This window comes from Enterobacter cloacae complex sp. 385G4, assembly GCF_057320665.1.
The window spans coordinates 236,381-257,451 of sequence record NZ_JBXWDD010000003.1 but is presented as its reverse complement, the minus strand read 5'-3'; the positions used below and the strand labels follow the sequence as shown (position 1 = coordinate 257,451).

At 53.1% G+C, this 21,071-nt stretch carries 24 protein-coding genes and 3 tRNA genes; 17 read left to right on the top strand and 10 right to left on the bottom strand.

The genetic code is table 11. The features are described from left to right. Positions 1-115: 115 nt before the first annotated feature. From AC2FAJ_RS11760 to AC2FAJ_RS11735, 6 genes are all read right to left on the bottom strand, one after another. A complete protein-coding gene (locus AC2FAJ_RS11760) occupies positions 116-277 on the bottom strand; it encodes a DUF1328 domain-containing protein (protein ID WP_003856556.1) in 162 nt (53 codons plus the stop codon). A 127-nt stretch (positions 278-404) separates the two neighbouring features. Next, positions 405-1,022, bottom strand: coding sequence for a molecular chaperone OsmY (osmY, locus tag AC2FAJ_RS11755; RefSeq protein WP_028015434.1), 618 nt, complete (start codon positions 1,020-1,022; stop codon positions 405-407). Positions 1,023-1,322: 300 nt separating this feature from the next. Then, positions 1,323-2,912: a peptide chain release factor 3 gene (gene prfC / locus AC2FAJ_RS11750; RefSeq protein ID WP_028015433.1), complete on the bottom strand. Its 1,590-nt coding sequence runs from the start codon at positions 2,910-2,912 to the stop codon at positions 1,323-1,325. A gap of 91 nt (positions 2,913-3,003) precedes the next feature. Beyond that, positions 3,004-3,681, bottom strand: a complete 678-nt coding sequence (yjjG, locus tag AC2FAJ_RS11745; RefSeq protein ID WP_041911295.1) for a pyrimidine 5'-nucleotidase — start codon at positions 3,679-3,681, stop codon at positions 3,004-3,006. Positions 3,682-3,700: 19 nt separating this feature from the next. Further along, a complete protein-coding gene (gene rimI, locus AC2FAJ_RS11740) occupies positions 3,701-4,144 on the bottom strand; it encodes a ribosomal protein S18-alanine N-acetyltransferase (RefSeq protein WP_028015431.1) in 444 nt (147 codons plus the stop codon). After that, positions 4,113-4,526, bottom strand: a complete 414-nt coding sequence (locus AC2FAJ_RS11735) for a DNA polymerase III subunit psi (protein WP_041911296.1) — start codon at positions 4,524-4,526, stop codon at positions 4,113-4,115. Before AC2FAJ_RS11735 ends, rimI begins: the two co-directional genes overlap by 32 nt. 102 nt (positions 4,527-4,628) lie before the next feature. On the opposite strand from AC2FAJ_RS11735, the gene rsmC reads away from it, so the two are divergent. The 4 genes from rsmC to AC2FAJ_RS11715 all read left to right on the top strand — a co-directional run bounded on the left by rsmC (position 4,629) and on the right by AC2FAJ_RS11715 (position 6,153). Beyond that, a complete protein-coding gene (gene rsmC, locus AC2FAJ_RS11730) occupies positions 4,629-5,657 on the top strand; it encodes a 16S rRNA (guanine(1207)-N(2))-methyltransferase RsmC (RefSeq protein ID WP_045631113.1) in 1,029 nt (342 codons plus the stop codon). Between the two features lie 174 nt (positions 5,658-5,831). Continuing rightward, positions 5,832-5,918, top strand: a tRNA-Leu gene (locus AC2FAJ_RS11725). 28 nt (positions 5,919-5,946) lie between these two features. After that, positions 5,947-6,033, top strand: a tRNA-Leu gene (locus AC2FAJ_RS11720). Positions 6,034-6,066: 33 nt separating this feature from the next. Next, positions 6,067-6,153: transfer RNA gene (locus AC2FAJ_RS11715), tRNA-Leu, on the top strand. 41 nt (positions 6,154-6,194) lie between these two features. Here AC2FAJ_RS11715 and AC2FAJ_RS11710 read toward each other — a convergent pair. Beyond that, positions 6,195-6,464: a DUF1435 domain-containing protein gene (locus AC2FAJ_RS11710; RefSeq protein WP_032644970.1), complete on the bottom strand. Its 270-nt coding sequence runs from the start codon at positions 6,462-6,464 to the stop codon at positions 6,195-6,197. Between the two features lie 216 nt (positions 6,465-6,680). Here AC2FAJ_RS11710 and AC2FAJ_RS11705 point away from each other — a divergent pair, with 216 nt between their 5' ends. After that, a complete protein-coding gene (locus AC2FAJ_RS11705) occupies positions 6,681-7,745 on the top strand; it encodes a GGDEF domain-containing protein (RefSeq protein ID WP_041911298.1) in 1,065 nt (354 codons plus the stop codon). A gap of 94 nt (positions 7,746-7,839) precedes the next feature. After that, entirely contained in the window at positions 7,840-8,628 is a 789-nt protein-coding gene (gene fhuF, locus AC2FAJ_RS11700; protein WP_028015426.1) for a siderophore-iron reductase FhuF, read from the top strand. A gap of 96 nt (positions 8,629-8,724) precedes the next feature. Here the strand turns inward: fhuF and AC2FAJ_RS11695 are convergent, their stop codons facing one another. After that, entirely contained in the window at positions 8,725-10,071 is a 1,347-nt protein-coding gene (locus tag AC2FAJ_RS11695) for a PTS sugar transporter subunit IIC (protein WP_447087839.1), read from the bottom strand. 328 nt (positions 10,072-10,399) lie between these two features. On the opposite strand from AC2FAJ_RS11695, the gene AC2FAJ_RS11690 reads away from it, so the two are divergent. Beyond that, complete coding sequence (locus AC2FAJ_RS11690; RefSeq protein ID WP_023331967.1) at positions 10,400-10,858, top strand: YbaK/EbsC family protein; 459 nt, start codon at positions 10,400-10,402, stop codon at positions 10,856-10,858. Positions 10,859-10,898: 40 nt separating this feature from the next. Here AC2FAJ_RS11690 and bglJ read toward each other — a convergent pair whose 3' ends face one another. Then, the gene (bglJ, locus tag AC2FAJ_RS11685; RefSeq protein ID WP_041911299.1) at positions 10,899-11,534 is read right to left on the bottom strand and encodes a DNA-binding transcriptional activator BglJ; all 636 of its coding nucleotides are present in this window, start codon (positions 11,532-11,534) and stop codon (positions 10,899-10,901) included. Continuing rightward, complete coding sequence (locus tag AC2FAJ_RS11680; protein WP_045259518.1) at positions 11,531-12,268, bottom strand: helix-turn-helix transcriptional regulator; 738 nt, start codon at positions 12,266-12,268, stop codon at positions 11,531-11,533. The genes bglJ and AC2FAJ_RS11680 overlap by 4 nt, the downstream gene beginning before the upstream one ends. Positions 12,269-12,679: 411 nt before the next feature. Between AC2FAJ_RS11680 and AC2FAJ_RS11675 the strand changes: the two genes are divergently transcribed. The 10 genes from AC2FAJ_RS11675 to AC2FAJ_RS11630 all read left to right on the top strand — a co-directional run bounded on the left by AC2FAJ_RS11675 (position 12,680) and on the right by AC2FAJ_RS11630 (position 21,009). Next, positions 12,680-13,456 (top strand): threonine/serine exporter family protein, encoded by a 777-nt coding sequence (locus AC2FAJ_RS11675; protein ID WP_028015422.1) that lies wholly within the window; start codon positions 12,680-12,682, stop codon positions 13,454-13,456. Then, positions 13,447-13,920: a threonine/serine exporter gene (locus AC2FAJ_RS11670; RefSeq protein ID WP_060573279.1), complete on the top strand. Its 474-nt coding sequence runs from the start codon at positions 13,447-13,449 to the stop codon at positions 13,918-13,920. The genes AC2FAJ_RS11675 and AC2FAJ_RS11670 overlap by 10 nt, the downstream gene beginning before the upstream one ends. Before the next feature lie 67 nt (positions 13,921-13,987). Then, positions 13,988-14,629 carry a TetR/AcrR family transcriptional regulator gene (locus AC2FAJ_RS11665; protein WP_028015420.1) on the top strand — a complete coding sequence of 214 codons (642 nt, stop codon included), beginning with the start codon at positions 13,988-13,990 and terminating at the stop codon, positions 14,627-14,629. Positions 14,630-14,670: 41 nt separating this feature from the next. Further along, on the top strand, positions 14,671-15,123 hold the full coding sequence (locus AC2FAJ_RS11660) for a MarR family winged helix-turn-helix transcriptional regulator (RefSeq protein ID WP_028015419.1): 453 nt from the start codon (positions 14,671-14,673) through the stop codon (positions 15,121-15,123). 84 nt (positions 15,124-15,207) lie between these two features. Continuing rightward, positions 15,208-15,636, top strand: coding sequence for an organic hydroperoxide resistance protein (locus AC2FAJ_RS11655; RefSeq protein ID WP_013095463.1), 429 nt, complete (start codon positions 15,208-15,210; stop codon positions 15,634-15,636). Positions 15,637-15,783: 147 nt separating this feature from the next. Further along, positions 15,784-16,329, top strand: coding sequence for a primosomal protein DnaT (gene dnaT, locus AC2FAJ_RS11650; RefSeq protein WP_028015418.1), 546 nt, complete (start codon positions 15,784-15,786; stop codon positions 16,327-16,329). After that, positions 16,326-17,063, top strand: a complete 738-nt coding sequence (dnaC, locus tag AC2FAJ_RS11645; RefSeq protein WP_028015417.1) for a replicative helicase loader DnaC — start codon at positions 16,326-16,328, stop codon at positions 17,061-17,063. The genes dnaT and dnaC overlap by 4 nt, the downstream gene beginning before the upstream one ends. A gap of 84 nt (positions 17,064-17,147) precedes the next feature. After that, complete coding sequence (locus tag AC2FAJ_RS11640; RefSeq protein WP_045631108.1) at positions 17,148-17,630, top strand: YjjA family protein; 483 nt, start codon at positions 17,148-17,150, stop codon at positions 17,628-17,630. A gap of 268 nt (positions 17,631-17,898) precedes the next feature. Continuing rightward, positions 17,899-20,190, top strand: a complete 2,292-nt coding sequence (opgB, locus tag AC2FAJ_RS11635) for a phosphatidylglycerol--membrane-oligosaccharide glycerophosphotransferase (protein ID WP_411763696.1) — start codon at positions 17,899-17,901, stop codon at positions 20,188-20,190. Between the two features lie 180 nt (positions 20,191-20,370). Beyond that, positions 20,371-21,009: an EAL domain-containing protein gene (locus tag AC2FAJ_RS11630; RefSeq protein ID WP_041911303.1), complete on the top strand. Its 639-nt coding sequence runs from the start codon at positions 20,371-20,373 to the stop codon at positions 21,007-21,009. Positions 21,010-21,071: the final 62 nt, after the last annotated feature.

The following is a 21,071-nucleotide window of genomic DNA, read 5'->3' as shown; positions in this document are numbered from 1 at the left end:
CTTTCCTTTTTTGATTATTTTATCACTCCACAGTAACGCACCCGACCTGTAACGCAAATAAGAAAAAGCCAGTCGCAGTGACTGGCTTTATTTTGTTGAAGGAATATTGCGTTTGCTACGGACGTCTACGACCCGTAAACAGGCTGACCAGGAACAGAATAATACCGACGACGAAGACAATTTTAGCTGCCCATGCCGCTGTACCTGCCAGACCACCAAAGCCCAATGCGGCGGCAATTAACGCGATAACCAGAAATATAATGCCCCAACGAAACATAAGCTTCTCCTTTACCATAGTTAATGTCGGCCGCTAAACGTGAGCGCTCAGGTCACTCACCGGCGTTTTTCCAGAGTCGTTCTTATTTCGCCCGCAGGGTTAAACCTTACGGGCGAATGGTCCAGAATTACTTCGTTTTCAGATCGTTTTTAACGCTTTTAACACCATCAATGGCTTTCGCAATTGACTCGGCGCGTTCACTTTGCGCCTGTGAATCAACCGTACCGGAAAGCTGAACCACGCCATCGGTGGTTTCCACTTTCACCTTACGAGACGGCACGATGTCATCTGCTAACAGTTTAGCTTTGATTTCGCTGGTAGTAGCGGCATCACCGGCATAACCTTTCACCGAGGCGTTTTTACCGTCGCGAACGTGCAGTTTATCGCTCACGGATGCGACACCTTCGACACCCTTCGCCACCTTCACAGCCTGTTCGGCCTGGGCCTGGCTTTCAACAAAGCCACTCAGGGTAACGACCTTTTTGTCGGTCTTAACGGAAATATCGGTGCTCTTGATGGCTTCATCATCCACCAGTGCGGCTTTCACTTTTGCTGTGATAGAGCTGTCGTCCATGAAATTACCGACTTTATTCATAGAGCTATCGATTTTTTGCCCTGCGGTGTCGGCCGTGGACTGTGCTTTATCCATGGTGCTGCTTTCCGCCAGGGCGGAACCGCTAACCAGAACGCTACCCAGTGTTACAGCCAGCAGAGTTTTAGAAATCTTCAGTCTTGTCATATTCATCGATGTATTCCTGTGTTTTACCCGTTATTCGGGCTAAATACTTCCTTAGTAGTTTTATATATCGCGAATAAACACACGGGTGAAATGGAGAACCAATCGACATGCATTGAACAGTTAATTCATCCATGCCCGGTGCTAAACACTGAGTTAAATATAGATCACTCTCACAATGCCGCTTTCAGAATTGCGTAAAAAACGCGCGAATAGCGTGAATTTGCGGTGAATTAAGAACATTCCGCAAGGGACTAATAAGACAGGAATAAAAGAAGAGCACGGCGATTGCCGTGCTCCGGGAGGGGATTAGTGTTCGCGCGTTTTGCGGAACTGAACGTCTGGATAACGTTCCTGCGTCAGGTTCAGGTTGACCATCGTTGGCGCGATATAGGTCAGGTTGTCGCCGCCATCGAGCGCCAGCTGAATTTCGTTCTTACGCTTAAATTCTTCGAATTTCTTCACGTCAGAACACTCAACCCAGCGCGCTGTCGCCACGTTGACCGATTCGTAAATCGCTTCCACGTTGTACTCGCTCTTCAGGCGCGCAACCACCACGTCGAACTGCAGCACACCGACCGCGCCGACAATCAGATCGTTGTTGGCGATTGGACGGAACACCTGGACGGCACCCTCTTCAGAGAGCTGAACAAGGCCTTTCAGCAGCTGTTTCTGCTTCAACGGATCGCGCAGACGAATGCGACGGAACAGCTCCGGTGCGAAGTTCGGAATACCCGTGAACTTCATCATCTCGCCCTGGGTGAAGGTATCGCCGATCTGGATCGTACCGTGGTTGTGCAGACCGATGATGTCGCCCGGATATGCCTCTTCAACGTGCGAACGGTCGCCCGCCATAAAGGTCAGCGCGTCGGAAATCACGACATCTTTACCGATGCGCACCTGGCGCAGCTTCATGCCTTTCTCATACTTACCGGACACCACGCGCATGAAGGCCACGCGGTCGCGGTGTTTCGGGTCCATGTTGGCCTGAATTTTAAAGACGAAGCCGGTGAACTTCTCTTCTTTCGCTTCCACTTCGCGGGTGTCGGTTTTACGCGGCATCGGCTGAGGTGCCCACTCCACCAGACCGTCCAGCATGTGGTCAACGCCGAAGTTACCCAGCGCGGTACCGAAGAAGACCGGGGTAATTTCGCCGCTCAGGAACAGTTCTTTGTCGAACTCGTGAGACGCACCCTTCACCAGCTCCAGCTCGTCGCGCAGCTGCGCGGCCAGCTCTTCGCCAACGGCGGCATCGAGATCCGGGTTGTCCAGACCTTTCACAATGCGCACTTCCTGAATGGTGTGGCCTTTACCGGTCTGATACAGGTAAGTTTCGTCTTTATAGAGGTGATAAACCCCTTTGAACAGCTTACCGCAGCCAATTGGCCAGGTGATTGGCGCACAGGCGATCTTCAGCTCGTTTTCCACTTCATCCATCAGCTCCATCGGGTCACGGATGTCACGGTCGAGTTTGTTCATAAAGGTGAGGATCGGCGTATCGCGCAGACGGGTAACTTCCATCAGCTTGCGGGTACGATCTTCTACACCCTTCGCGGCGTCGATCACCATCAGACAGCAGTCCACCGCCGTCAGGGTACGGTAGGTATCTTCGGAGAAGTCTTCGTGCCCCGGGGTGTCCAGCAGGTTCACCAGGCAGTCGTGATACGGGAACTGCATCACGGAGGTGGTAATCGAAATACCACGCTGCTTTTCCATCTCCATCCAGTCAGATTTTGCATGCTGGCTGGAGCCACGGCCTTTAACGGTACCCGCAGTCTGGATCGCCTGTCCGAACAGCAACACCTTCTCGGTGATGGTCGTTTTACCGGCATCCGGGTGCGAGATAATGGCAAAAGTACGGCGCTTGGCCACCTCTTGCAGATAAGGAGACAACGTCATAATTAAATCTTCTTTTATAAGCGCGGCAGCACGCCACGCATCATGGAATACAAAATTGCGGCTATTTTACCCATCAACGGGGGGCAGGCAATCATTGTTTACACAGGAGTTGCTCCAGTTCGGTCAATGACGTGACGGTCCAGGTTGGCTCGATGCCTTCAGGCTTCACGCGGCCATGCGCATTCAGCCAGACGGTCGACAAACCTGACTTCATACCTCCAAGAATATCAGACTCTGCGGTATCACCCACCATCAGCACGCGATCGCGGTCGGGATTACCGGCCTGCGCCAGCGCATAATCGAAAATTCGCGGATCCGGTTTCGGCACGCCGACCTCTTCCGAGATCACCAGTGCGTCAAAATGATCGCGCAGGCCGGTGCGCTCAAGGCGGATCTGCTGCAGGGCGGTAAAACCATTGGTGATGATCCCCAGTTTCACCTTGCCTTTCAACGCATTCAGCAGGGAAACCGCGCCCGGCAGGGGCGCACAGATATCGGCCATGGCGTTAAGGAAAGCCTCGTTCAGCGTGCCCGGACTAACCTTTAAGCGCTCCGCCCAGACGTCAAATCGCTGGTGCTGAAGTTGTAACGCAGTGATGGCACCGTTCTGGTAATCCACCCACAGCGGCTTGTTCACCGCCTGATAGTCCTGAAAATCTTCGGCGGTGAAGGTCACGCTATAGTCGAGAAACATCCGCTGTAGGCCGCCGAACGAGTCAAACGTAAACAGCGTTTCGTCGGCATCAAAGAAAATCCAGTCCCATTTCATCGTTACAACCTTATATTCGTTATCCAATTGGCAGAGCCATGATAATGGCGTCTTCACGTCCCTCTGCGGTGGGGTAGTAGTTACGTCGGACTGTCGCCTCGTTAAAGCCTAAGCTTTCATAGAGCGCGATGGCGGCGACATTCGACGCGCGCACCTCCAGCCACAGGGTGAAAACGTCGCGGGTTTCGAGCTCACGAATGAGATGCTCAAGCAGTTCTCTGCCCAGCCCACGGCGCTGAAATGCCGGGTCGACGGCGATGTTAAACAGCGTCGCCTCGTCAAGAACCACCTGCGTGATGGCAAACGCGGCCAGGGTGCCGTCAACGTCCAGACGGTAGTTCAGATAGCGCTCGCCCTGATTGCTGGCAAACGTTTTTTCGCTCCACGGAAAGGCGTGGGCGCGTGTTTCAATCGCGAACGCTGCGGTCAGGTCAGGCGTCGTGAGGGAAGAAATCGTGTTCATATTCGCAGATTTGTTGCCATAGCGCGCTGCGCGCCTTTGGATTGGCTTTCAGCTCGTCCAGCGCTGGTGAGCTGATTTGGCTCCCCTGAAGAGAGATGTCGTTTGTCTCTCCGATGCGCCAGCTGTTACAGCGGCTATCAGGAGGAAGCATGGCAACCCGTTCCGGCGTCAGCTGTAAGACCTGGTCGGGCGTCAGCTTCAGGCTGCGAAGGACATCACCGATCAGGGGCTCATTCAGGGCAGGCAGTTCTTCCGCCACCATCACCAGCCGAACGTGCGCGGGGATGGAGATGGCGATTTCGCCCTGCAACGCCGTCGGGCGACGCAAAGCCCACTGGGTGATGCCCAGCTGCTGCAACTGCCAGTCTCGTCGGGATGTCATAGGGATAACTCCTGTCTCTCAGGCGCGCAAATATAGCAAATGTGTCGAAAGTGCGCCATCTACCTACTATAATCCCCGCCTGAGTTTATTGAGGAACAATTCATGTCTGCATTTACCCCGGCAAGTGAAGTCTTGCTGCGTCACAGTGATGATTTCGAAGAAAGCCGTATTCTGTTTGCCGGAGATATGCAGGATGACCTGCCCGCGCGTTTCGACTGTGCTGAAAGCCGTGCCCACACCCAATACTACCACCACTGGCAGGTGCTGAGCCGCCAGATGGGCGAGCGCGCACGCTTCAGCCTGGTGGCGGAGCAGAGCGATATTGCCGACTGCGATACGCTGATCTACTACTGGCCGAAGAACAAGCCAGAAGCCCAGTTCCAGCTGATGAACCTGCTCTCCCTGCTGCCGGTTGGCTGCGATATTTTCGTGGTCGGTGAAAACCGCAGCGGTGTCCGTAGCGCCGAGCAGATGCTGGAAGCCTACGCGCCGCTAACCAAAGTCGACAGCGCGCGCCGCTGCGGTCTGTATCATGGCCGTCTGGAAAAACAGACAACGTTTGATGCCAATACCTTCTGGGATGAGTATCAGCTTGAAGGCCTGACCATCAAAACCCTGCCGGGTGTCTTCAGCCGTGACGCGCTGGATACGGGCAGCAAGCTGCTGCTCTCCACCCTGACGCCGCACACCAAAGGCAAAGTGCTGGACGTGGGCTGCGGCGCGGGCGTGCTTTCAACGGTGCTTGCCAGCCATTCACCAAAAGTGCGCTTAACCCTGTGTGACGTGAGCGCCCCTGCGGTTGAAGCAAGCCGCGCAACGCTTGCGGCCAACGGCATTGAAGGCGACGTGATTGCCAGCAACGTCTTCTCTGACGTCACCGGCCGCTTTGACATGATCATCTCTAACCCGCCGTTCCACGACGGGATGGAAACCAGCCTCGAAGCTGCGCAAACCCTGATCCGTGGCGCGACTCGTCACCTCAACAGCGGCGGCGAGCTGCGCATCGTGGCGAACGCCTTCCTGGCGTACCCGAAAGTGCTGGACGAAACCTTCGGCTTCCACGAAGTGATCGCCCAGACGGGCCGCTTTAAGGTCTACCGCACCGTGATGACGCGTCAGGCAAAGAAATAATTCGCCATACAATGGAGGCCGGATAAGCGCCAGCGCCATCCGGCAAGCAGGCGTCGCAATTCCGTCCATTTTTGCAGCAATCAATAAAAGGTGCGCACTTTTCTGTTGACGTAAAGCTGAAAACATCTAGAATGCGCCTCCGTGGTTACGATACTTTTACAGTATCGATGGTATGCGAAGGTGGCGGAATTGGTAGACGCGCTAGCTTCAGGTGTTAGTGTCCTTACGGATGTGGGGGTTCGAGTCCCCCCCCTCGCACCATAAATCACGTTGATATTGCTCGCACTGGGCGAAGGTGGCGGAATTGGTAGACGCGCTAGCTTCAGGTGTTAGTGTCCTTACGGATGTGGGGGTTCGAGTCCCCCCCCTCGCACCAACGAGGCGATATCAAAAATAGTAAGATGACTGTGCGAAGGTGGCGGAATTGGTAGACGCGCTAGCTTCAGGTGTTAGTGTCCTTACGGATGTGGGGGTTCGAGTCCCCCCCCTCGCACCAATTATCTTATCTCCCTTCTGTAATACCTCTTATTTTCCCTGTTATTTCAAACTCATCATTATCACCAGAATTGCGCTGACTAATGCGACGCATGATGGCAGTAACACATAATGGCGTAGGTGCTTATGCCAGATCATGCCTGACGTCATCAGCAGCCCTGACACAATGATGGCCTTCCAGCTTTCGATGGAGAGATCGGCAAACATCAAACCGCCAAGGATTACGCCCGGCAGCAATACTCCCCATGCACTTCCCAGCGCCCTGTTCAACATACATCGCCCTTTCATAACGATAATGATAAACAATATCATATGATAAAAATTATCATTTGTCAGTGCAGTGAAGCAAAAAAAATCGCCCTTTCCCCTTATGTAGAATGACAGAGATTTCCTAAGGTGATAAATTGCTCACCTGTTAACTACACATAAAGTTTTTCTTATAATTACGCTTTGAGTTTTTTGCATAATTAAGTGCGAAACCACACCTATTCATCTGTTTTAATTAAGTTTTAATAAAAACGCACGACTATGACATCACAATCCTGGCGGTCTTTGGTTCAAAAAAAATATCAATTATCGTTACGTTTATTTTTATTTCTGAACGCAACGTCAGCCGTGTTCTCGGTAACAAACCCGCTCTATTCTGTACGCGTGTTTTCTGCCCCTCTGATTGCTATTTTCGCGATCAGTACTGGCCTGTTCGTCTGGCACTGGAAAAAGCGCGCGCGGAAGATAAATATTCCTGCCGTTTCAGCAATCTTTGGTATTTTGTGGGCCTGGCAAATAGATTCGAAATTTTCGCTAATTACCCATGACCAGGCGATGTATTTGATAATAGCTTTACTCACGGTGCTTTTTATCGGAACGCTGGCCTTCGCCAGTAATATCAAAGCATTTACGCTGCACTCGCTCCCCGCCTTTATTGTCTGCCTGTGGTTAAGTGACCAGGATATATGGCTAAGAATGTCCTATTCTTTCGCACTTCCTGTGGTGGCTATTGCTATTCATAACATTTTGCAACGGCGCAACGATCGCTTCGCCCAGGAGCTGCTCTCTCGCCTGCTGGAAGAACGGGAAACTCTGACCGATCTCAGTATGATGGACCCGCTAACCGGGCTCTATAATCGTCGCGGCCTGCAGAGCCGTCTGGAGAACCTGCCGGCGGTAGAAAACGGCGAACATTTTGTTCTTTTGATGGATATCGACCACTTCAAAGCCTATAACGACCATTATGGCCATATGATGGGTGACCAGGCGCTGAAGCGCGTCTCTGCGGCAATTCGTGATGCCGTCCGTTCGCGCGATATTGTGGCGCGTTTCGGTGGGGAAGAGTTCATGGTGCTGCTGACGAATATTTCACTTGAACACGCCCGCCATACGGCAGAACGGATCCGTCAGAAAGTCTATGATTTGAAAATCCCCCATCTGTTCAACGAAAGCGTCGCCACCAATGTCACCATCAGCATCGGTATTGCCATTTTCGAAAACGAGGACGTGGAAAGCGCTCTGGAGAGAGCGGACAGAGCCCTCTATGAAGCAAAGCATTTAGGTCGCAATAACATTCTGCTGAGTGAAGAGCTACAAACCGCTTAAGCGCGTCTTCGGTTAATCAGGACAAAAGTCTTGCCATTGATATGAGCAATAGTTAGGATTGGCAATCATTATCATTTAGATTTCTATCTCAACTATGGCTACGCATACCGCACACATCGTTGAACCACTCCTCTGGCGAGCGCCCCTCACCAGCGGGAATGCGTCGCTTGCGGATGCCATACGGGACAAGATTGCTAAGACGCGCGCCCACCTGCTGGACTTTATCAGGCTTGATGAAGCGCCCCCGCACCACGCCATGACGCTCGCTGAGTGGCAGCAGCCCTCTACGCTGCAGTCGCTGCTTGCAACCTATTCCGACCATATCTATCGCAATCAGCCGACCCTAACGCGGGAAAATAAACCTCTGCTTTCCCTGTGGGCACAGTGGTATATCGGGCTGATGGTTCCCCCACTCATGCTGGCAGTATTAACCCAAAAGAGCATGCTGGCGCTCTCCCCGGATCATTTTCACGTCGAGTTCCACGAAACTGGCCGAGCAGCCTGCTTCTGGATTGATCTGCACGAAGATCGCGGCGCAGAGCAGTTCTCTGCTCAGGAACGTCTGGAACAGCTTGTCATCCAGGCCCTGATCCCAGTAGTAGAGGCACTTGAAGCAACGGGCGAGATCAACGGGAAGCTTATCTGGAGTAATACCGGGTATTTAATTCACTGGTATTTAACAGAAATGAAGCCGCTGCTTGGCGATGAGAAAGTGGAGGCCCTGCGCCAGTCCTGCTTCTTTGCCAAACAGCTTTCCGATGGTCGCGATAATCCGTTATTCCGTACCGTTGTGCTCCGTGACGGGCTTCTGGTACGCCGTACCTGCTGCCAGCGCTATCGCCTGCCGGACGTTAAGCAGTGCGGGGATTGCACGCTGAAGTAGTGCAGTGAATTGCCCGGTGACGCTTCGCTTACCGGGCCTACAAAAACCTCGACTCGTAGGCCGGGTAAGGCGCAGCCACCACCCGGCACAAGGTCTTTAAGCCACCTGCTGATTGTCCTCTTCCCCATTACGCTGTGCTTCTTCCGCTTCCTGCTCCAGCAGCTGCTTCTCGTACACTTTGAAGAACGGGTAGTAGATGATTGCCGACACGCAGGCCAGAACCACAACCAGGATAGCCGCGCGGAAATCCCAGCCCAGGGCCCATGCTGCGCCTATCGGCGCCGGTGCCGTCCAGGGAACCACTGAAATAACACGACCAATCAGATCAAACGTCATCGCCGCCCAGGCCAGCAAGGCGTTAACCATCGGGGCTAGCAGGAACGGAATAAAGAACACCGGGTTCATTACGATCGGCGTACCGAAGATAACGGGTTCGTTGATGTTGAAGAAGCTGGGCACCACGCTCAATCGGCCAATAGAGCGTAAATGCGCTGAACGGCTGCGCAGATAGCAAATCACCAGACCCATCGTCGCACCCGACCCGCCAATCACGATGAAGAACGTCCAGAAGGCTTCCATAAAAATATGTGGCAGAGGATGGCCGGCAGCCAGCGCGGTCTGGTTCGCTCCGAGGTTAGTCAGCCAGAACATCTGCAGCATCCCGGAGACAATAGCCGCTCCGTGGATCCCGGCGAACCACAGCAAATGACCAATCAACACCGCCAGCAGGATCGCGGGCAGCGAATCCGCCGCGGAAACCAGAGGCTTGAAGATGGACATAATTGCCTGCGGGATCAGCATGTCAAACTGAGACTGAATCACCAGGCTCAGCGGATAAAGCGTTAACACCACCACCAGCACCGGAATCAGCAGGTCAAAGGAGTTTTTGATCATCGGCGGCACCTGGTCCGGCAGGCGAATACCGATGTTATGCGCCTTCAGGAAACGCATCATTTCAACGCAGTAAATTGCCACCAGAATGGCGGTAAAAATACCCGTTCCACCCAGGCTGTCGACGGGAAGCGTGCCTTTGGTTTTCGGGGCGGCAACCAGCAGAAACGCCATCAGCGACAGCATGGCGCACATGAACGGATCCAGCTGGTGCGTTTTGACATAATGTTTGCCAAGGTTATAGGCGATGGCCGCGCAGATATAAATGGACATAATGCCCATCGTCATATCAAACGGCGTCAGGATCTGGCCTTCAAACTGCTTCGCCATATCCAGCCAGGCGCGTGCGAAACCCCAGGTGGTATCAGGCGAAAACGGTGGGTAAGCAAACACTAATAAAAATGAACCCACAATCATGAACGGCATCGCGGAGATGAACCCATCACGGATAGCCATGACATGACGCTGGGACGAGATCCGCCCGGCGATCGGGCTCACGTAATTTTCAACGAAACGGAATATCAGATTAAACGCAGCATGGTTGGCAGACATGGTTGATCTCCTGTCAGACGTTTATTACAGGCGCGCTCGCGCCGCACGTTGTTCCATAAATCAGCTTCACAACCTTGCTGGCTTGCGTACCAGCGGTACTGCTCAGACGAAATGGTTTCATAATTGGCTCTTATTATTGGATACAGGGGACGTTACATACTCAGTATTAATCTACGCATCACGCTCTGCAACCGGTTACTGTAACCGGTTTCTGTGATTGTGAAGAGGATCCAGAAATCAGCCATCCTGGATATTTGTTACTTAAGAGATATTTACAGAGCATAAATTCTTATGACAGATTACGCAGGATATTTGTCAGGAGGAAACAATGAGTTTGCAGTCCGTACAGCAGTTTTTTGCCGACAACGCGCCGGAAATAGAGGTAATAGAACTTAGCCAGAGTACGGCTACCGTTGCGCTGGCTGCTGCCGCCCACCGTGTAGAGCCGGGACAAATCGCCAAAACCCTATCGTTGAAGGTTAAAAATGAGGTGATTCTGGTGGTGGCGAAGGGTGATGCGCGTCTGGATAACAAAAAACTGAAAGACACGTTTGGCGCGAAAGCACGCATGCTCAGCAGTGATGAAGTGGTTACCGTGACGGGTCATCCCGTTGGTGGCGTCTGCCCGTTTGGGCTTGAAAACCCACTTGCGGTTTACTGCGATATCTCTTTAAAACAATACGCTGAAGTGCTCCCCGCCGCTGGCGCTATCCATAGTGCCGTACGTATTTCTCCGGACAGAATGGCAGAGCTGACTTCAGCAAAGTGGGTTGATGTGTGCATCTGAATGACGCGCCAGGGCATATCTGGCGCGCAAAAGGTACAGGTTACAAAAATGTCGGTTTGCTTAGCCCCACAGTTCGCGGTTCTCTAACCGGAAGATGGGTAAGAATATCCGCTGCATCAAGCAATCCTACGTCAGAATTCACCCCTAGCTTCACCATCGCATTAAACTTATGCGCGCGAATAGTCTTGATATTGCGTTCAAGCTGCGCCGCGATTTCGGGAATGGAATATCCGCATGACATATAACGTAAAATTGCTCTTTCCGTTGGGCTTAACATCCGGTTCTGACTGCAGTACCAGTGGTTAAGCATATTGTCATTAATGCGCAGCGTTTCGCTCAACAATACCACTAACTCCTTCAGCAGGTGTTCAAGGGTCACCGATTTACTGACCACACCGTGAAGACGTGAAGGCGAAAGATGGCTAATCAATCTCGCCTCCATCTCATCCGAGACCAGGATAATGCGCTGAATATGGCTATGCGTAAACGCGAGATCCCGCAGATGCGCCAGGCAGTTACGTCGTTCTTCTCGCGCATCGGAAAGCGAATAGATCAGCGAGAAAAAATTCACGTGTTGCAGTGCTTTCTTAAAGCCATCAAAATCATTAAACAGGTGCAGTTGATATTGGCTGAGTTCAGGCTGCGTAAAAAGATGCTGCAGCCCGACCGCACTCATCGAGCAATTTTCGATGATGGCGATATGTCTTGTTGAATCGGTTTTTTCCATTCCTCGAACTCTCCATAGGCTGACATTAAACTCAGCTCTCTCATTCCCTGTGTACTGTTGATCCAGGCGTACATATCGGCATTACTCCGCAATGACAGCCTTCGCATCGCACTGTTTTTCTGCGCACTGATCGTTTTATTGCTCTTTTTAAGCAACGTAGCGATTTGGTTAATCCCCCACCCTTTGCCTAACAGGCGAAGCACCTTACGTTCTGAGTGCGTGAGCGCAATAAAGTGTTCTTCGTCATCCTCACTTTCCTCAGGTTCTGGGGTTAATAACGTCTGGCTTATCCGTTCTGCGCGTTCACTCCCTGCCCGGATAGCGTTAACGACACCTTCGATAGGTTCCATATCAGAAAGCAGCGTGCTTTCCGGCCGCATAAGCAGCTCAACGGCAATAGGGTAAAACGGCCGGGAGACCAAAAAGATCCAGTGGATTTCCCGGTACTGGTTCAGTAAGCGGTAATACTCTTCGAGCGTACCCCGTGGGTTCCTGTATTCGCCTGAAACGTCGGCGATAATCACATCTGCGCGGCGCAACTGAAGCAGGGTTAACTCCTGCAGTGAGCGGCAGTAGGTCAATTCAAAATCGGGGAAATGACGTGCCATCACGTCCCCTAACCCATTCTGCATGACGGGTATCCGGCTAATGACAACGCCATGCTTACCAGGCAACGACAACATAGACCCTCCGTGTCCATTTTCCTTCGGTGCGTCATGTAAAACGCACCAGGGTATAAATATTTTCTTCCCTGAGTATAAAAAGATTAATACAAGCAGAAGATGAGATATGTTCTTAGTTTAGGAAATGCCTAAAACAGCGCTAATATCTCACAAAGCGCAAATCAATTTAATTGTGCAGACATTAAAATAACAACAAAATAAAATTAGAATTTCTAAATACAAATATTTTATTATTTCAAATTAATAATTCATCGTATTAATAAATTAATCCTGTAAGTCGTCGTGACGAGGGGGGGGGTAACTGTTTGCATAAACCTTGATCTGACCCACAGCAAGAGCCACTGCACTTTGTGCTAAAAGTAGGCATTACGGGCCAACCGGCAACTATTCACCTTATCTTCGGGATAATACATGCAGGCAGATCGGTCAACGCAGCGTGCTATCACGCGGCTCTGTATTCAGTGCGGTCTTTTTCTGCTCCAGCACGGCGCGGAAAGCGCGCTGGTCGAGGAGCTTTCAACCCGGCTGGGGCTGGCGCTGGGGATGGACAGCGTTGAGAGCGCTATCTCATCCAACGCCATTGTGCTGACCACCATTAAAGACGGGCAGTGTCTTACGTCCACCCGTAAAAATCACGACCGCGGCATTAATATGCACGTTGTAACCGAGGTCCAGCACATCGTCATCCTGGCTGAGCATAAGCTTCTCGATCTCAAGGAGATTGAAAAACGTTTTAACCAAATCAAGCCATTACGTTATCCACGCTGGCTGGTCGTGCTCATGGTGGGGCTGTCATGCGCCTGTTTTTGTAAGCTCAATAAAGGCGGCTGGGACGGCGCGATCGTCACCTTTTTCGCCAGCAGCATCGCCATGTACGTGCGCCAGCTGCTGACGCACCGGCAGTTGCACCCGCAAATTAACTTCTGCATTACCGCATTTGTTGCCACTACGGTGTCTGGCCTGCTGCTGCGCCTGCCGCAGTTTGCCGCTACCCCGACGATTGCGATGGCCGCCAGCGTGCTTCTGCTGGTGCCGGGCTTCCCGCTGATTAACGCCGTTGCCGACATGTTTAAAGGGCACATCAATACCGGGCTGGCACGCTGGGCTATCGCCAGCCTGCTGACGCTGGCGACCTGCATCGGCGTGGTGATGGCGATGACGCTGTGGGGGTTACGAGGATGGGCGTGATAGATATTCTGCTGGCGCTGGCACAGGACATGGCCCTGGCGGCCATTCCTGCCGTCGGCTTTGCGATGGTATTTAACGTTCCGCAACGCGCTCTGCCGTGGTGTGCGCTGCTGGGTGCAATTGGCCACGGCTCGCGAATGGTGATGATGACGGCGGGCTTTAACATCGAATGGTCGACGTTTATCGCCTCTATGCTGGTCGGCAGCATCGGTATTCAGTGGTCGCGCTGGTATCTGGCGCATCCGAAAGTGTTCACCGTCGCCGCCGTTATCCCGATGTTCCCCGGCATATCTGCCTATACGGCGATGATTTCCGCGGTGAAAATCAGCCATTTTGGCTACACCGAGCCGCAGATGATTCTTCTCCTTAGCAACTTTCTTAAGGCGTCCTCCATCGTCGGTGCGCTCTCTATCGGGCTGTCGATACCCGGGCTATGGCTCTACCGCAAACGCCCGCGCGTTTGATATTTGTGTTATTTCGCTGCCGTGGAGATAATCTTTCTGGTCCGTTTGGTAAAAATAAGGAAAGGATGTGGCTAACTCTGGCAGCGAACACCCCGATCACAGTGAAGAATCGAGCCTGAAAGAGAAAATTTTTCAGAGCGCTATCGCGCTGTTTGCCGAATTTGGACTGAACGGTGCCCGCATGGAGCAGATCGCGGAGAAAGCAGGTACCACCAAACGCATGGTCGTTTATCATTTTAAAAACAAAGAAAATCTCTACCTGCTCGTCCTGGAGTACGTTTACACCCAAATTCGCGCCAGTGAAAAGGCGCTTAGCCTGGCGGATATGCCTCCCGTCGAAGCGCTGGTCCATCTGGTTGAAGCCACCTTTGACTATCATGCCGACCACCCGGATTACATCCGTATTATCTGCATGGAAAACATGCAGCGCGGCCGTTTTATGCAGCAGTCAAACTATCTGCGGCAGGTCAACCGCAGCGCGCTCGACCTGCTGGAAGGCATCCTGCGCCGGGGCAAAGAAAAACAGCTTTTCAGCCAGACGGTTGACGCCCGCGACCTTCATCGTCTGATCAGTAGCTTCAGCTTTCACTACGTTGCCAACAGCTACACCTTCACCCTGCTGTTTGAAGAGGGTGCAGACGAGCAGGCCCAGCGCCAGCACTACCGTAAAATGGCCGTTCAGGTGGCGCTGCGTTATACCTGCCCCTAAAATTGCTTGCAATTAAATCGCGCACAATCTATATTCATTTCATGAACGCAAAAACGAACGACACGACCGCTGCGCTCCTGCTGGATAACCAGCTCTGTTTTGCCCTCTATTCGGCAAATCTGGCGCTTAATAAGCTGTACCGGCAACTGCTGGCGCCGCTAAACCTGACTTACCCGCAATATCTGGTGATGCTGGTGCTGTGGGAGCAGGATGACGTGACGGTGTCGGACATCGGTGAACGGCTGTTCCTTGACTCCGCAACGCTGACGCCGCTTCTGAAGCGTCTGGAAAGCGCAGGGCTAATCAACCGCCACCGCTCGCGTAAAGATGAACGTCAGGTCGCCGTCACGCTGACTGAAGCCGGACGTGAACTTCAGCAGCAGGCACTGGGTATCCCACACGCGGTGGGGTGCGCCGCACAGTGTGATACCGACACCATGCTGGCGCTCAAGCAGCAGTTGGAACTTTTGCGACAACAGATTCAACGCGCGTAAGGCTATACTTTACGCGTCTTTATTTACCTACATACATCGCACGCTATTTAATAGCGCATACAAAAGTAAGATGAGGAACCTGCCATGTCTTTAGAAAAAGTTGTTTATACCGCCAAAGCAAAAGCAACCGGGGGCCGTGACGGCCGCGCGACCTCTTCCGATGGAGTTCTGGACGTTAAACTGGGCGTGCCCAAAGAGATGGGCGGTATGGGTGGAGAAGTCACGAACCCTGAGCAGCTGTTTGCTGCGGGTTACTCTGCCTGCTTCCTGGGCGCGATGAAGTTTGTGGCGGCTCGCGACAAATTTACCCTGCCAAAAGAAGCGTTTATTGAAGGCGAAGTGGGTATCGGCCCGCTGCCGACCGGTTTTGGTATCGAAGCAAAACTGAATATCCACGTTGAAGGTATGGATCCTGCGGAAGCCAAAAAGCTGGTCGATGCGGCGCATATTGTTTGCCCGTACTCTAACGCGACCCGCGGCAACATCGACGTGACCCTGAATATCATCGCGTGATAACTGCCTGATGGCGCTGCGCTTTTCAGGCCTACGACTGTAGCCCCGGTAAGCGCAGCGCCACCGGGGAAATCCCCTCCATCCCCTCCCCTCTCTGTGCTACCATAAGCCCATATCACGCCCGTAGTAATCAGTTGAGTAAGCGTTATGTCCTCCAGAATTCTGACCACCAGCATTGCTGGCATTGATGCCTTTATGCGCGACCCACGCGGTGTGTTGACCCACGCCGAAGGCGGCACGGTTGCGGTTTTTGCCGACAACGCGCCGGCGTTTTACGCAATCACGCCGGAACGTCTGGCGCAGCTTCTGGAGATCGAAGCGCAGATGTCACGTCCGGCAAGCGACGTCACGCTGGATAACCAGTTTTTTGAAGAACCGGTTAATACCCCGCTAACCGTTCCGATGGGCAAATTTGTCCTGTACGCGGGCTGGCAGCCTGACGCAGATTTTCAGCGGCAGGCAGCATTGTGGGGCATTGCGTTAACCCAGCCAGCCACCGCGGAAGAGCTCGCCGCGTTTATCGCCTGGTGGCAGGCGGAAGGCAAAGTGTTCACCCACATTCAGTGGCAGCAAAAGCTCGCGCGTCATCTTCAAATTACCCGCGCCAGTAACAATGGCCAGCCTAAGCGCGATATCAACACGTTTTCAGAACCGGATAAACAGATCCCGAGTGGATTCCGAGGTGCGAAATGAAGAACGTCGGCGACCTGATGAAACGTCTGCAAAAAATGATGCCAGCCAACGTGAAGCCCGCCTTCACCACGGGTGAAGAGCTGCTGGCGTGGCAAAAGGAGCAAGGTAAAATTCGTGCCGCCGCGCTCGCCCGCGAAAACCGGGCGATGAAAATGCAGCGCACCTTTAACCGCTCCGGTATTCGTCCCCTGCATCAGAACTGCTCGTTTGATAACTATAAAATTGAGACCAGCGGGCAGATGAACGCGCTCGCCGCCGCGCGTCAGTACGTGGATGAATTTGACGGCAATATCGCCAGCTTCATTTTTAGCGGCAAGCCGGGCACAGGTAAAAACCACCTCGCGGCCGCCATCTGCAACGAACTGCTTCTGCGCGGTAAATCGGTCCTCATCATCACCGTGGCCGATATCATGTCCGCCATGAAAGACACCTTCAGCAACCGTGAAACCAGCGAAGAGCAGCTTCTTAACGATCTGAGCAATGTCGATCTACTGGTCATCGACGAGATTGGCGTTCAGACCGAATCCCGTTATGAAAAGGTCATTATTAACCAGATAGTCGATCGCCGCTCTTCGTCCAAACGTCCCACCGGGATGCTGACGAACCACAACATTGACGAGATGACCCGCTTACTGGGTGAACGCGTCATGGACCGCATGAAGCTGGGCAACAGTCTGTATGTCATTTTCGACTGGGACAGTTACCGCAGCCGCGTCACCGGCAAAGAGTATTAAGACAGTTCCAGGAATCGCCAGCAGGGCGCAGGTATATACTGGAACCCCTTCCGGCCCAAAACGGACCTTTTTGAGAAAGCCATTATGAAAAAACAGATTCTTATCAGCACCTTTTTAGGCGCGATGCTGATTACCGGCGCAGCACAAGCGGCTTCGTGGCAGGAGTCCCTGTCAAGCGCAGCGAATGAGCTGACCAAAGAGAGCAGCAGCGCCCAGGGCGGGCTCTCGGCCTCTTCTCTCACCAGCCTGCTGAGCAACAGTTCCCAGAGCCTGAGCGCGGGCACGATGAACAACGCGGCGGGGATTCTGGAATATTGCGCTAAGCAAAAGCTGGCCTCGGTGACCGACGCGCAAAACGTGAAAAACCAGGTGCTGGGTAAACTGGGTCTCGACACGCAGGAGCAAAAAGCGGATACCAGCTATATGGACGGCATTCAGGGCCTGCTTAACGCGCAAAACGGCCAACAGCTTAACCTGAGCACCCTCGGCAACTCCGCCCTGGCAAAACAGGTGAAAACCAAAGCCTGCGATCTGGTGCTGAAACAAGGCGTTAATTTCATCTCCTGATCCGCCCCATTTTCTGCCACAACACGCCGCGTTTAATGCGATAGGCTTGCATCGCGGCGTTAAACGAGCGTTTTTCCTACCTGCCACCGTCTCAGCGTCCGTTTGTCAGGATGCGACCATCCTCATAAAAACGATTTTATAAACCAAATCCTAACAACAGCACACTTTCGTGACACTAAAATTGCAGCTAAACGACATCGCCATTACATTGTCTTACCAAAAATAAACAGTTAGCCAGCGAAGCACCTGGCGTCATGAGGATATGCTGTTGTCAGAATTCATCTCTCTTATCCTTTTTCTGGCTTCCGTCGGCGTTTATGCCTGGAAAGCCGGCCGTAACACCTGGTGGTTTATCGCCACGCTGGTGGTGCTCGGCATTTTTATCGTTTTAAACATTACCTTATACGCCAGCGATTACTTCACCGGCGACGGCATTAACGATGCTGTGCTCTACACCCTGACGAACAGCCTGACGGGCGCGGGAGTAGGTAAATACATCCTTCCGGGGCTGGGACTGATCGTGGCGCTGGTGACGATTTTCGGCGCGCTCGCCTGGGTGCTGCGCCGCCGTCGCCATCTTCCTCACCATCATGGCTACAGCCTGCTGGCGCTTTTCCTGGCGCTGGCCTCCGTTGACGCCAGCCCCGCGTTTCATCAGATCACCGAGCTTGTAAAATCCCAGTCGCGCGACGGCGATCCGGACTTCGTGGCCTACTATAAAGAGCCGTCGAAAACGATCGCCAACCCGAAGCTCAATCTGGTCTACATCTACGGTGAAAGCCTGGAGCGCACCTACTTTGATAACGATGCGTTTCCGAACCTCACGCCGGAACTGGGCGCGCTGAAAAACGAAGGCCTCGATTTCAGCCACACCATGCAGTTACCCGGCACGGATTACACTATCGCCGGGATGGTGGCCTCCCAGTGCGGTATCCCGCTGTTCGCACCTTTTGAAGGCAACGCCTCCGCCTCGATGTCGACGTTCTTTCCGCAGAATATTTGCCTGGGCGATATCCTGAAAAACTCCGGCTATGAAAACTACTTTATGCAGGGAGCAAACCTGCGCTTTGCCGGAAAAGATGTGTTCCTGAAATCCCACGGTTTTGACCACCTGTATGGCTCAGAAGAGTTAAAAACGACGGTTGCCGATCCCACCTACCGCAACGACTGGGGCTTCTATGACGATACGGTGCTGGACGAAACCTGGAAGAAATTCGAGGAACTTTCCCGCGCCGGGAAGCGTTTTTCTCTCTTTGCGCTGACGGTAGATACGCACCATCCGGACGGGTTCGTCTCGCGCACCTGTAAGCGAAAAAGCTATGACGTGGACGGCAAAAACAACAAGTCTTTCAGCGCCGTGACCTGTAGCCAGGAGCACATCGCCGCGCTGGTCGAGAAAATCAAAGCCTCGCCCTGGTTTAAAAACACCGTCATCGTCGTATCGTCTGACCATCTGGCAATGAAAAACAGCGCGTGGGACCAGCTCAGCAAGCAGGATCGCAGCAATCTTTTCTTCGTGCTGCGCGGCGACCAGCCGCAGCAGGAGTTAATCGCCACCAAACGCAACTCCATGGATAACGGCGCAACCGTGCTGGACATTCTGGGGGGCGACAACTTTATTGGCCTCGGGCGCAGCACGCTGTCGGGGCAATCCCTGTCGGAAGTGTTCCTCAACATGAAGGAAAAGATCCTCGCCTGGAAGCCAGACATCATCCGCCTGTGGAATTTCCCGAAAGAGATGAAGGACTTCACCGTCGATCGGGATAAAAACACCATTGCCTTCTCGGGCAGCAACTTCCGCCTGCCGCTGCTGGTACGCGTGTCGGATAGTCGCGTCGAACCGCTGCCGGAAAGCGAGTATTCCGCGCCGCTGCGCTTCCAGCTGGCCGATTTCGCCCCTCGCGATAACTTCGTCTGGATTGACCGTTGTTACAAAATGGGTCAGCTCTGGTCGCAGCCGCTGGCGCTCTCTACGGACTGGTGCGTCTCTCAGGGCCAGCTTGGCGGGGAGCAAACCGTGCAGCATGTCGACAAAGCCCAGTGGAAAGGCAAAACCGCCTTTAAAGATACGGTAATTGATACGGCTCGCTATCAGCACAACATCGACATGCTGAAAATCGTCGACAACGACATCCGCTATAAAGCGGACAGCTTTATCTTTAACGTGGCCGGCGCGCCCGAAGAGGTGAAGCAGTTTAGCGGCATCTCCCGTCCGGAGTCGTGGGGACGCTGGTCAAACGCGCAGCTGGGCAACGAGGTGAAAATTGAGTACACCCATCCGCTGCCGGAGCAATTTGATCTGGTGATTACGGCCAGGGCTTATGGACCCAATGCCAACAAGCCCGTCCCCGTTCGCGTGGGAGATCGGGAGCAGACGTTAACGCTTGGAAACGACGTGAGCACGCACACGCTGCACTTTGAGAATCCTTCGCGCAGCAATACCCTGGTGATCGTACCGCCGGACCCGCAGTCCACCAATGAAGGAAATATTCTCGGCCATTCACCGCGCCAGCTCGGGATCGGCATGGTCGAAATCAAAATCGTCAGCAAAGCGGGTTAAGACGCGTCTCGCCCGGCGTTCTGCCGGGCGCTTATGAAAATAAATAATCCTATAATATCCTTATAAATTAGATTAAAACACTTTATACCAGCCATTTTTATCTATAAATATCCCGCCAAAATCAAGATCCGTAAAATTCCAAGCTCCTGAAATCACCACGGAGCGTTACGCACGTTTATCATGCTAACCGGCTATAAGTTCGAATCCATCCGGGCACTGCGCAGTGAAAATGTGATTGCCTGGGAAGTATTGTCCACGGCAAAGCCCAACGTCAATCTTGAAGATTACTTTGGCTCGATGTCGGCGACGCAGCGTAAAACGCACTTCTTTGCGCAGCTTCGTCACGCCATGTTTTGCAAGGATGGCGACAAGTATTACCTCAATGCAGCATCGGATTTACTGCTGGAAACGGACTTCCTCGACAGGCTAAAAGAAGAAACCCCGTGCCCGGAGAAACTTGCTATCGAGATCACCGATCTCCATACGATGGTCCAACTCGACGTTACGCAAAGCCAGGCGCTGAGGAAATGCATCGCGACGCTTCATCAGTGGGGGATAGAAGTGTGGGCAGACGATGTCTGCGAAGACCTACTTCCCGACCTGCTGACCAGCCAGATCCGCTTCTGCGGCATCAAAATTGACAAACATACCTTCTGGAACGGACGGACCGAGCAGGCGAAGTTTCTGCATCTCACCCGCGAGTGCAAGCGCGTCGCCAGCAAGGTGCTGATCGAAGGCATCGAAACCGCGGGTGATTTCGCGCTGGCCTGCGCGAGCGCGGCCGATTACGGCCAGGGCTATCTGTGGGGGAGAAAATGACCCCTTTCATTTTGAATGCTGGCGATCGGGTCATCGTTCTGCGCGGCAACGCCTGCTTATGG

Coding starts and splice junctions, on each gene's coding strand:
- yjjG (WP_041911295.1), bottom strand. CDS start 3,681: ATGAAATGGGACTGGATTTTCTTTGATGCCGACGAAACGCTGTTTACG.
- AC2FAJ_RS11710 (WP_032644970.1), bottom strand. CDS start 6,464: ATGATATTGTTTATCATTATCGTTATGAAAGGGCGATGTATGTTGAAC.
- rsmC (WP_045631113.1), top strand. CDS start 4,629: ATGTCTGCATTTACCCCGGCAAGTGAAGTCTTGCTGCGTCACAGTGAT.
- prfC (WP_028015433.1), bottom strand. CDS start 2,912: ATGACGTTGTCTCCTTATCTGCAAGAGGTGGCCAAGCGCCGTACTTTT.
- AC2FAJ_RS11675 (WP_028015422.1), top strand. CDS start 12,680: ATGCAGGCAGATCGGTCAACGCAGCGTGCTATCACGCGGCTCTGTATT.
- AC2FAJ_RS11630 (WP_041911303.1), top strand. CDS start 20,371: ATGCTAACCGGCTATAAGTTCGAATCCATCCGGGCACTGCGCAGTGAA.
- AC2FAJ_RS11760 (WP_003856556.1), bottom strand. CDS start 277: ATGTTTCGTTGGGGCATTATATTTCTGGTTATCGCGTTAATTGCCGCC.
- AC2FAJ_RS11705 (WP_041911298.1), top strand. CDS start 6,681: ATGACATCACAATCCTGGCGGTCTTTGGTTCAAAAAAAATATCAATTA.
- AC2FAJ_RS11695 (WP_447087839.1), bottom strand. CDS start 10,071: ATGTCTGCCAACCATGCTGCGTTTAATCTGATATTCCGTTTCGTTGAA.
- AC2FAJ_RS11670 (WP_060573279.1), top strand. CDS start 13,447: ATGGGCGTGATAGATATTCTGCTGGCGCTGGCACAGGACATGGCCCTG.
- osmY (WP_028015434.1), bottom strand. CDS start 1,022: ATGAATATGACAAGACTGAAGATTTCTAAAACTCTGCTGGCTGTAACA.
- fhuF (WP_028015426.1), top strand. CDS start 7,840: ATGGCTACGCATACCGCACACATCGTTGAACCACTCCTCTGGCGAGCG.
- rimI (WP_028015431.1), bottom strand. CDS start 4,144: ATGAACACGATTTCTTCCCTCACGACGCCTGACCTGACCGCAGCGTTC.
- AC2FAJ_RS11655 (WP_013095463.1), top strand. CDS start 15,208: ATGTCTTTAGAAAAAGTTGTTTATACCGCCAAAGCAAAAGCAACCGGG.
- dnaC (WP_028015417.1), top strand. CDS start 16,326: ATGAAGAACGTCGGCGACCTGATGAAACGTCTGCAAAAAATGATGCCA.
- AC2FAJ_RS11660 (WP_028015419.1), top strand. CDS start 14,671: ATGAACGCAAAAACGAACGACACGACCGCTGCGCTCCTGCTGGATAAC.
- AC2FAJ_RS11690 (WP_023331967.1), top strand. CDS start 10,400: ATGAGTTTGCAGTCCGTACAGCAGTTTTTTGCCGACAACGCGCCGGAA.
- AC2FAJ_RS11680 (WP_045259518.1), bottom strand. CDS start 12,268: ATGTTGTCGTTGCCTGGTAAGCATGGCGTTGTCATTAGCCGGATACCC.
- dnaT (WP_028015418.1), top strand. CDS start 15,784: ATGTCCTCCAGAATTCTGACCACCAGCATTGCTGGCATTGATGCCTTT.
- bglJ (WP_041911299.1), bottom strand. CDS start 11,534: ATGAGTGCGGTCGGGCTGCAGCATCTTTTTACGCAGCCTGAACTCAGC.
- AC2FAJ_RS11735 (WP_041911296.1), bottom strand. CDS start 4,526: ATGACATCCCGACGAGACTGGCAGTTGCAGCAGCTGGGCATCACCCAG.
- AC2FAJ_RS11640 (WP_045631108.1), top strand. CDS start 17,148: ATGAAAAAACAGATTCTTATCAGCACCTTTTTAGGCGCGATGCTGATT.